Raw genomic sequence first — 9,702 nt, forward strand, 5'->3', positions numbered from 1 at the left:
GGCGCCCCTCCGCCTTGCCGGGCACGGCACCGGACGCCGCGGGCTCGGCCGACAAGATCCGAAAGAGACGGCCCAGTCCGGAACCAGTGCGACGCGCGCACCGAAGCCGACACCTTCGGGGCGCGCCCGCATACTCAGCCTCGTCGGCGTTTGAGGCGCGGGGTCCGGGGCGGAGCCCCGTGCAAGCAGCCCGCACGGGACCTCCGGAACGCGCGGCCCCGGGACCCGTTCGCACGCCCGGCGAGGGCCACGCACCCCCGGCGAGGGCTACGCGGCGTGCCCGCCGTCCACCGCGAACTCCGCCCCCGTCACGTACGAGGCGTCCGGCCCCGCCAGGAACGCCACCACGGCCGCCACCTCCCGCGCCGCACCGAACCGCCCGAGCGCGGTCATCGCCGCCTGGGGGCCCGCGTAGGGTCCGTCCGCCGGGTTCATGTCCGTGTCCACCGGCCCCGGGTGCACGAGGTTCGCGGTGATCCCGCGCCCGCCCAACTCCCTCGCCAGCGCCTTGTTGAACCCGATCAGCGCCGACTTGCTCATGGCGTAGAGCGCCCCGCCCGGCCCCGGCACCCGCTGGGTGATGCAGCTGCCGACGGTGATGATCCGCCCGCCGGAGCGCAGGTGCGCGGCCGCCGCCTGCGTGGTGTGGAAGACCCCGCGCACATTGACCGCGAGTACGCGCTCCACGTCGGCCGGGGCCACTGCCTCCAGCGGCCCGAGCAGCCCCACGCCGGCATTGTTGACCAGCACGTCGAGCCGCCCGAAGCGCCGTACGGTCTCCCCGACGGCGTTCGCGACCTGAGCGGCGTCCCCCGCATCGGCCCGCAGTGCGACGGCCCGCCGCCCGAGCGCCTCGACCTTCCCGACGACCTCGGCGGCCGCCTCCGCGCCGCTGACGTAGGTGATCGCGACGTCCCTCCCGTCCTCGGCAAGCCGCAACGCGACGGCCGCCCCGATCCCCCTGCTCCCGCCGGTCACCAGCGCCACCGTGCTGCTGCTGTCCATGTCGTTCCTCCCGCATCGATTGGTTGTTGCTTCAATCAAATCCCCGCGGGATCACCACTGCTGGCAGAAATCCGACCTGGCGTTCCGAGTGGGGGAGGGGGAGACACGGAAGCGCCCTGCCAGGAGTGATCTCCCGGCAGGGCGCTCGCGATTACGGCCGTTCGTCCCACCTAACCGATGGTCAGGAAGGTGTTCCAGCCGTCCTCGTCGCGGCCGATGGGGGCGCCGACGGCGCTGGTTCCTCCTTGGAAGAGCCACTGGTTCTCATTGGTCCCGACGGCCCAGATGTCGGGGATGCCGTCACCGTTGGCGTCGGGGGTGCCGAGGACCTTGGGGTGGGTGGCCCTGCCCCAGCCGGTGGTGGTGTAGTCCTCGGCGCCCTCGGAGTTCGCCTTGGACTCCAGGGACGTGAGGTCGACGCCGCCGAACCGTGTAGTCCAGGAAACGGGCAGCGCCCGCACCCTCTACCTCGGCGAAACCGAGATCACGGTCAACAAGGCCGGACAGGCCATCGACGCCGTCCGCTACTACAGCAGCCCCGGCGCCCCCACGGTCCGCCGGACCAACGGCAAGACCACCGGCCACACTCTGTCGCAGCTGCTGACCGACCACCACAACACCGCGACCGTCAGCGTCGAGCAGAAGGCCGGCCAGCCGGTCACCCGCCGCAAGTCGGACCCGTACGGCAACCCCCGGGGAAGCCAGCCCGCCAGCTGGCCGGGTGACCGGACCTTCCTCGGCGTCGGCAACGACGACAACACCACTGGCCTCACCCACGTCGGCGCCCGCGAATACGACCCGACGACGGGCCGCTTCATCACGATCGACCCGATCATCGACATCAACGACCCGCTCCAGATGAACGGGTACACGGCCGAATCAGGGTCGCTACAGCTACAACATCTCCGCCGACTGCCTTGACATGGGTGACGGGGCTGGCTGCCACACTCCTCACCCCGGCTCCATGCTTGCCTACGGGGCAACGGACTTTCTGTGCGACCGCGAGGGGGTGTCATGCGAAAACCAGACCAATCTCGGTCGCCCCGCAGCGGGCAGACCGCTGCTACCCCTCTGTCTCATGACGAGGATGTAGCACCTCAACGTCCGCTGGCACCGGACTCTTTAAACCTCAGCGGTAGCGATCGAAGGCGATGCGGTGGGCGCTCGCGTGTCGTCGCGGTGAGTTTCGCCGGGTCCGGGAGGCTGCATTCGTGCGGGGACGGACCTAGTGAGGAGCGCGGAGACATGGGGAAGCTGACGCTGACCACCTTTGTGACGCTGGACGGCGTGATGCAGGCGCCCGGGGGGCCCGAGGAGGATCGGAGCGGGGGGTTCGAGTACGGGGGGTGGGTCGCGCCGTTCGCCGACGAGGGGATGGGGGAGTTCATCACCGAGGTGTTCGGGCGGGCCGAGGCGTTTCTGCTCGGGCGGCGGACGTACGAGATCTTCGCCGCGTACTGGCCGGAGCACGACGACCCCGCCGACCCCGTCGCGGGGAAGCTGAACCGGCTGCACAAGTTCGTGGCCTCCACCACCCTCGAGGAGCCGGCCTGGGGGCCGGCCACCGTGCTCGACGGGGAGCACCTGCAGAGCGAGATCGTGCGGGCCAAGGACGAGCTGGACGGGGAGCTCCAGGTGCACGGCAGCGGGCAGCTCGCGCAGTGGCTACTGGCGCGGGACCTCGTGGACGAGCTGAACCTGCTGGTCTTCCCCGTGGTCCTCGGCGCCGGGCAGCGGCTGTTCCCCACCGGCGGGCTGCCGACCGCGTACGAGTTGACGAGCTCCCGTACGACGCCGGCGGGGACGGCGCTCCAGACCTACCGGCCCACCGGGCGGGCCACCTTCGGCACCGTCGGCTGACCCGCCTGGCCAGTCGTAGGGGCCTGGGATCCGGCCCGGTGTCGGGGCCCGGCGCCGCACCCCGCCTCGTCGCCGGGCCGCCGACCGCCCACTGCCGATGCCGTTGTGCTGGATGCCCCGCCGTACCGGCGCGGCCCCGCTCGGTTCGGCACGCGCGCGGGTCGCCGTGCCAGCGGCTACTGCGGGGCAGGCGGCCTACCGCCGGTCCAGGGCCAGTTGGACCACGCGGCCCTCGCGCAGGACCAGGAGGTCCGGGGACTCGTTCTCGTAGTGGCGCAGGCGGCCGACCGGGCCCGGGGGGCGGACGTGGGGGGCCAGGAGCAGGAGGAGGTCCTCCACCTCCGGGAGCTGTTCCTCGTGGACCTCCTGGCGGGTGGTCAGGGCCCAGCTGCCGCGGTCGGTCGGGGCGAACTCGCCGACGAGCATGCCGCCGACGCGCCAGGCCGGGCCGCGGGCCGACAGGAGGCCGTCCGGCGACGTCAGCTGGCGCCGCACCTCCGCGAGCACGTCGTCGGGCGTGGTGTCGAGCAGGTCGAACGCCAGGTCCAGGGCGTAGAGATCAGCCATGCCGCCGATGCTACGGGTCCCGCGGGGGCGGCCGGGAAAGGGGTCGCCCCGCATGATCGGCTCGGGTAGCGTGAGCGCGCATCCGTGCGAGCCGCCGAAGTCTCCACCTCCCCGTGCCGTCGGAGACGCCCCCATGACCGTGATCTCGCCAGCCCTCGAAGCCGCACCGCGCCGGGCCTGGTCCGCCGATCTGCCCGTGCTGGCCGTCGCCGTCGTCTGGGGCGGCAGCTATCTCGCGGCCAAGGGCATCACCACCACGCACACCGTCATCGCCGTGCTCGTGCTGCGGTTCGCGCTCGTGCTGCCCGTGCTCGTCGTAGCCGGGTGGGCGCGGCTGCGCGCCCTGAGCCCCGCCCAGTTGCGGGGCGCCGGGCTGCTGGGCCTCGTACTCGGCGGGATCTTCCTCCTGGAGACCTACGGCGTCGTCCACACCTCCGCCACCAATGCCGGGCTGATCATCAGCCTGACCATGATCTTCACCCCGCTCGCCGAGGCGGCCGTCAGGAAGCAGGCGCCGTCCGCCGGATTCCTCGGCGCCGCCGCCGTCTCCGTCGCCGGAGTCGTGCTCCTCACCCAGGGTGCCGGCTTCACGGCGCCCGGTCTCGGCGACCTGCTCATCCTCGGCGCCGCCCTCGCCCGGACCCTGCACGTCCTGCTCATGGCCCGTATCGAGGCCGTCCAGGACGCCGACTCGCTGTCCCTGACCACCGTGCAGCTCGGCGCGGCGGTCCTCGTCTTCGCCCTGCTGGCCGCCGTGCCCGGGACCGGTGACAGCCCTTGGGCCGCCGCCGCGGACTTCGGCCCGGCCCAGTGGGCCGGGCTCGCTTTCCTCTCCGTCTTCTGCACCCTCTTCGCGTTCTTCGTGCAGGTGTGGGCGGTACGCCGCACCTCGCCCTCCCGCGTCAGCCTGCTGCTGGGCACCGAGCCGTTGTGGGCCGCCGTCGCCGGTATCGCCGTCGGAGGGGAGGAGCTGGGCGCCCTCGGCCACGCCGGAGTCCTCCTGGTCCTGGTGGGCACCGCCTGGGGCCGCCGCGCCGTGACCCCGGCTCCCGTGCCCCCCGCCCCCGCCGCCCCCTGAGCGTGTCCGGAAAGCGCCGCAGCCGACGCTGATCACCCGCCGTACTGTGGCCCCGTGCCCCCCTTACAGAGCCGGCAGGTCCGGGAGTTCCTCCAGCCGCACCCGGCGCCGCTCCCGGCGCGAGAGTTCGCAGGCCTCCGCGATGCGGAACGCCGCCAGCGCCTCCCGTCCGTCGCACGGGTTGGCCCCCTCGCCCCGTACCAGCTGGACGAAGGCCGCCAGCTCGGCCTCGTAGGCCGGGGCGAACCGTTCCAGGAAGCCCGTCCACGGCTTGCTCGCCGGGGGCGCGCCGTGCGGTTCGGTGGAGGCGATCGGCGTCCGGTCGTCCAGCCCGACGGAGACCTGGTCGAGCTCCCCGGCCAGCTCCATCCGCACGTCGTACCCGGCTCCGTTGCACCGCGTGCCGCCGGCTGTGACCAGGGTGCCGTCGTCCAGGGTCAGCACCGCGGCCGCCGTGTCGATGTCGCCCGTCTCGCGGAACAGGGCCGGACCCGCGTCCGACCCGGCCGCGTACACCTCGACCACCTCGTGCCCGGTCACCCAGCGGACCATGTCGAAGTCGTGCACCAGGCAGTCCCGGTACAGCCCGCCGGAGGTCGCCAGGTAGGCCGCTGTCGGCGGCGCCGGATCGCCCGTCATCGTCCGGACGGTGTGCAGCCGCCCCAGTGCGCCCGTACGGACCAGCTCCCGGGCCGTGCCGTAGCCCGCGTCGAAGCGCCGCATGAAGCCCACCTGGAGCAGTCCGCCCGTGGCCGCGACCTCCCGCAGCGCCGCAAGGGTCCGGTTCAGGTCAGGAGCCAGCGGCTTCTCGCAGAACACCGGCAGCCCGCCGCGGACCGCGCGTACGACGAGGTCCGCGTGCGCCTCGGTCGCGGACGCGATCACCACCGCGTCCACGCCCCAGGTGAAGACCTGCTCCACGGAGGGCGCGGCGGTGGCCCCGAGGCGGTCGGCGAGGCGCGCCGCCCGCGCGGGATCGGCGTCCGCGAGGAGGAGCGAGCCCGCCTCAGGGTGGCGGGCCAGTGCCGCCGCGTGGAAGGACCCGATCCGGCCCGTTCCGATCAGCCCGATGCGCATGCACTCAACCTGACCCTGTCGGCGGAACCTGTCAATCCGCCCGCGCATGTCAACCTGGCCGGGCATGCCCCGATGACCCTTCATGGTCGACTGTGGCGGATACTGAGCGGCTGGACCGGAATGGAGCCGGAATGACCGGATTGGTGACCGGCTCGACGACGGACCGCATTGGTGACGAGGGAAGGGCGCGGCGACGTGGCTAGGGTTCGGACAGGGGTACGCGTCGTGGGCGCCGTGCTCGCGGCGGTACTGGGGGCCTCGCTCGCGGGCTGCAGCAGTACGGGCGGCAAGCGCGCCGAGGAGCGCGCCAGGGCCGCCGAGGCGGGCCGGCCCGCCGTCTCCACGCCGCGCTGGACCTTCGCGATGGTCACCCACGCGGGCGACGGCGACACCTTCTGGGACATCGTGCAGAAGGGGGCCAAGGAGGCCGCGGCGAAGGACAACATCAACTTCGTCTACGCCCATGACGACCAGGCCCAGCAGCAGGCACAGTTCGTGCAGAACGCGATCGACCAGAAAGTCGACGGGATCGTCGTCAGTCTGGCCAAGCCCGAGGCACTCAAGGACGTCCTCGCCAAGGCCGTCAAGGCCGGCATCCCGGTGATCACGGTCAATTCCGGCTCCGCCCAGTCCGCCGCGTACGGGGCGCTGACCCACATCGGCCAGGACGAGGAGATCGCGGGCGAGGCGGTCGGCACCGAGTTGAACAAGCGCGGCCGCAAGAAGGCCGTCTGCGTTCTGCACGAGCAAGGCAACGTGGGCCACGAGCAGCGCTGCGCCGGGGCGAAGAAGACCTTCTCCGGCACCATGGAGAACCTGTACGTCGAGGGCACCAACATGCCCTCCGTCCAGGCGGCCCTCCAGGCCCAGCTGCAGGCCGACCCCGCCATCGACGCGATCGTCACCCTCGGCGCGCCCTTCGCGCCCACCGCCGTCAAGGCGAAGGACGCGGCCGGCAGCAAGGCCGAGGTGGACACCTTCGACCTCAACGCCTCGGTGGCCCGCGACCTGAAGTCCGGCGCCCTCGGCTTCGCCGTCGACCAGCAGCCCTACCTGCAGGGCTACGAGGCCATCGACCTGCTCTGGCTCTACCGCTACAACGCGAACGTGCTCGGCGGCGGCCGTCCGGTGCTCACCGGACCGCAGATCGTCACAGCCGGCGAGGCGGCCGAGCTGGAGGAGTACATCAAGCGGGGCAGCCGATGAGCACGGCCACCACCCCCGTCGGCGGGCGCGACGAACGGCTCGCCCCCGCCTCCACCCTGCGCAAGCTGCTCACCCGCCCGGAGCTGGGCTCGGTGGTCGGCGCCGTCGCCGTCTTCCTCTTCTTCTCCCTCGTCGCGCCCAGCTTCCTGCAGGCCTCCAGCCTCAGCACGGTCCTGTACTCGGCCTCCACCATCGGCATCATGGCCGCCCCGGTGGCCCTGCTGATGATCGGCGGCGAGTTCGACCTCTCCGCGGGTGTCATGGTCACGACCTCGGCGCTGGTGAGCTCGATGTTCAGCTACCAGATGACCGCGAACGTCTGGGTCGGCGTCGGCGTGTCCCTGCTGGTCACACTGGCCATCGGCTTCTTCAACGGCTTCATGCTGACCCGTACCAAGCTGCCCAGCTTCATCATCACGCTCGGCACCTTCCTGATGCTGACCGGTCTGAACCTCGGCTTCACCAAGCTGATCACCGGCACCGTCTCCACCAAGACCATCGCCGACATGGAGGGCTTCTCCTCCGCCCGCGCCCTCTTCGCCTCGCAGTGGAACATCGGCTCCGTCACCCTCAAGGTCACCATCCTGTGGTGGTTCACCATCGTCGCGGTCGCCACCTGGATCCTGCTGCGCACCCGCGCCGGGAACTGGATCTTCGCCGTGGGCGGCGGGGCCGACGCGGCCCGCGCCACCGGCGTGCCCGTAGTTAAGACCCGTATCGGGCTCTACATGGGCGTCGCCCTGTGCGCCTGGATCTCCGGACAGCACATCCTCTTCTCCTTCGACGTGGTCCAGTCGGGCGAGGGCGTGGGCAACGAGTTCCTCTACATCATCGCGGCCGTCATCGGCGGCTGTCTGATGACCGGCGGCTACGGCTCCGCCATCGGCTCGGCGGTCGGCGCCTTCATCTTCGGCATGACCAGCAACGGCATCGTGTACGCCCAGTGGAACCCGGACTGGTTCAAGTTCTTCCTCGGCGCGATGCTCCTGCTGGCCACGCTGCTCAACGCATGGGTCCGCAAGCGGGCGGAGGCAAGCAAGTGACCGCGACCGACAAGAACACGACCACGACCGCGCCCGGCGCGGGCCCCGCCCTGGTGAAGCTGACCGACGTCAGCAAGTTCTACGGGAACATCCGCGCCCTCCAGGGGGTCTCCCTGGAGGTCTCGGCGGGCGAGATCACCTGTGTCCTCGGCGACAACGGCGCCGGCAAGTCCACCCTCATCAAGATCATCGCGGGGCTGCACCGCCACGACGCCGGCACCTTCGAGATCGAGGGCGAACAGACCGCCCTCGCCAACCCCCGCGCGGCCCTCGACCTCGGCATCGCCACCGTCTACCAGGACCTCGCCGTCGTCCCGCTCATGCCCGTCTGGCGGAACTTCTTCCTCGGCTCCGAGCCCACCAAGGGCCGCGGTCCTCTCCGCCGCCTCGACGTGGACCTCATGCGCGAGACCACCCGCACCGAACTGCGGCGCATGGGCATCGACCTGCGCGACGTGGACCAGCCCATCGGCACCCTGTCCGGCGGTGAACGCCAGTGCGTGGCCATCGCCCGCGCCGTGTACTTCGGGGCGAAGGTCCTCGTCCTCGACGAGCCCACCGCGGCCCTCGGCGTCAAGCAGTCCGGAGTGGTCCTCAAGTACGTCGCAGCCGCCCGGGACGCGGGCCTCGGCGTGGTCCTGATCACCCACAACCCGCACCACGCCTACCTGGTGGGGGACCGTTTCGTCCTCCTCAAGCGCGGTGCCATGGCGGGCAGCCACACCCGCGACTCGATCACGCTCGACGAGCTCACCCGGCAGATGGCGGGCGGCTCCGAACTGGACGAACTGAGCCACGAGCTGGAGCGGGTGGCAGAATCAGGGGCAGGCGCCCCCCACGCCACGGCCGCGACGGACGGCACAGCCGGTCGGAGCGGCCCGGCCGACGACGCCGACCGGACCCCCCGAACCACCGCACCCGAGAGGGACGACACGACTCGATGAGCACGTACCGGGACTTCACGCTCACCCACCGGGGGTCGGCGCGAGGCACCGTCCTTCGGACCATCGGGACCCGGGAGCGCCGGTCGCACCTGACGGCCCCGCGCGTCCCCACGGTCGGCATCGACATCGGCGGCACAAAGGTGATGGCCGGCGTCGTCGACGCCGACGGGATCATCCTGGAGAAGATCCGCGCGGAGACCCCGGACAAGTCCAAGAGCCCCAAGGTCGTCGAGGACACCATCGTCGAGCTGGTGCTGGACCTCTCCGACCGGCACGACGTGCACGCCGTCGGCATCGGGGCGGCCGGCTGGGTCGACGCCGACCGCTCCCGCGTGCTGTTCGCACCCCACCTGGCCTGGCGCGACGAGCCCCTGCGCGACGCGCTCCAGTCCCGGCTCGCGGTCCCGGTCATGGTCGACAACGATGCCAACACCGCCGCCTGGGCGGAATGGCGCTTCGGCGCCGGTCGCGGCGAGGACCACCTCGTCATGATCACGCTCGGCACCGGCATCGGCGGAGCCATCCTCGAAGGCGGCCAGGTCAAGCGCGGCCGGTACGGGGTCGCGGGCGAATTCGGCCATATGCAGGTCGTCCCCGGAGGCCACCGCTGCCCCTGCGGCAACCGCGGCTGCTGGGAGCAGTACAGCTCCGGGAACGCCCTGGTCCGCGAGGCACGCGAGCTGGCCGCCGCCGACTCGCCGGTCGCGCACAACATCATCGCCAAGGTCGGCGGCAACGTCCAGGAGATCACCGGACCCCTGATCACCGAGCTGGCTCGTGAGGGCGACGCCATGTGCGTCGAGCTGCTCCAGGACATCGGACAGTGGCTGGGCGTCGGCATCGCCAACCTCGCCGCCGCCCTCGACCCGGCCTGCTTCGTCATCGGCGGCGGCGTCAGCGCCGCCGACGACCTGCTGATCGG

At 71.7% G+C, this 9,702-nt stretch carries 11 protein-coding genes; 7 read left to right on the forward strand and 4 right to left on the reverse strand.

From position 1 onward, the window contains the following. Positions 1 to 267: 267 nt before the first annotated feature. A complete protein-coding gene (locus tag ACWGIU_RS18970; RefSeq protein WP_453707236.1) occupies positions 268 to 1,005 on the reverse strand; it encodes an SDR family oxidoreductase in 738 nt (245 codons plus the stop codon). Between the two features lie 170 nt (positions 1,006 to 1,175). Then, the gene (locus tag ACWGIU_RS18975; RefSeq protein ID WP_453707238.1) at positions 1,176 to 1,466 is read right to left on the reverse strand and encodes a hypothetical protein; all 291 of its coding nucleotides are present in this window, start codon (positions 1,464 to 1,466) and stop codon (positions 1,176 to 1,178) included. Between ACWGIU_RS18975 and ACWGIU_RS18980 the strand changes: the two genes are divergently transcribed. Both ACWGIU_RS18980 and ACWGIU_RS18985 read left to right on the forward strand, forming a co-directional pair. After that, entirely contained in the window at positions 1,414 to 1,926 is a 513-nt protein-coding gene (locus tag ACWGIU_RS18980) for an RHS repeat-associated core domain-containing protein (protein ID WP_453707240.1), read from the forward strand. The genes ACWGIU_RS18975 and ACWGIU_RS18980 overlap by 53 nt on opposite strands. A 324-nt stretch (positions 1,927 to 2,250) precedes the next feature. Continuing rightward, a complete protein-coding gene (locus ACWGIU_RS18985) occupies positions 2,251 to 2,865 on the forward strand; it encodes a dihydrofolate reductase family protein (protein WP_453707242.1) in 615 nt (204 codons plus the stop codon). A gap of 195 nt (positions 2,866 to 3,060) precedes the next feature. Here the strand turns inward: ACWGIU_RS18985 and ACWGIU_RS18990 are convergent, their stop codons facing one another. Further along, complete coding sequence (locus ACWGIU_RS18990) at positions 3,061 to 3,432, reverse strand: hypothetical protein (RefSeq protein WP_453707244.1); 372 nt, start codon at positions 3,430 to 3,432, stop codon at positions 3,061 to 3,063. Positions 3,433 to 3,565: 133 nt separating this feature from the next. Here ACWGIU_RS18990 and ACWGIU_RS18995 point away from each other — a divergent pair, with 133 nt between their 5' ends. After that, positions 3,566 to 4,510 carry a DMT family transporter gene (locus tag ACWGIU_RS18995; RefSeq protein WP_453707245.1) on the forward strand — a complete coding sequence of 315 codons (945 nt, stop codon included), beginning with the start codon at positions 3,566 to 3,568 and terminating at the stop codon, positions 4,508 to 4,510. Positions 4,511 to 4,573: 63 nt separating this feature from the next. Here ACWGIU_RS18995 and ACWGIU_RS19000 read toward each other — a convergent pair whose 3' ends face one another. After that, entirely contained in the window at positions 4,574 to 5,587 is a 1,014-nt protein-coding gene (locus tag ACWGIU_RS19000; protein WP_453707247.1) for a Gfo/Idh/MocA family protein, read from the reverse strand. A 195-nt stretch (positions 5,588 to 5,782) separates the two neighbouring features. Between ACWGIU_RS19000 and ACWGIU_RS19005 the strand changes: the two genes are divergently transcribed. The 4 genes from ACWGIU_RS19005 to ACWGIU_RS19020 all read left to right on the forward strand — a co-directional run. Beyond that, positions 5,783 to 6,793 (forward strand): substrate-binding domain-containing protein, encoded by a 1,011-nt coding sequence (locus tag ACWGIU_RS19005; protein ID WP_453707249.1) that lies wholly within the window; start codon positions 5,783 to 5,785, stop codon positions 6,791 to 6,793. Continuing rightward, on the forward strand, positions 6,790 to 7,836 hold the full coding sequence (locus ACWGIU_RS19010; RefSeq protein ID WP_453707251.1) for an ABC transporter permease: 1,047 nt from the start codon (positions 6,790 to 6,792) through the stop codon (positions 7,834 to 7,836). Before ACWGIU_RS19005 ends, ACWGIU_RS19010 begins: the two co-directional genes overlap by 4 nt. Beyond that, positions 7,803 to 8,780: an ATP-binding cassette domain-containing protein gene (locus ACWGIU_RS19015; RefSeq protein WP_453707253.1), complete on the forward strand. Its 978-nt coding sequence runs from the start codon at positions 7,803 to 7,805 to the stop codon at positions 8,778 to 8,780. Before ACWGIU_RS19010 ends, ACWGIU_RS19015 begins: the two co-directional genes overlap by 34 nt. Beyond that, the coding region (locus tag ACWGIU_RS19020) for an ROK family protein (protein WP_453707255.1) at positions 8,777 to 9,702 on the forward strand (926 nt) is incomplete at its 3' end. The genes ACWGIU_RS19015 and ACWGIU_RS19020, both read left to right, overlap by 4 nt.

The organism is Streptomyces sp. NPDC054840 (assembly GCF_053611065.1).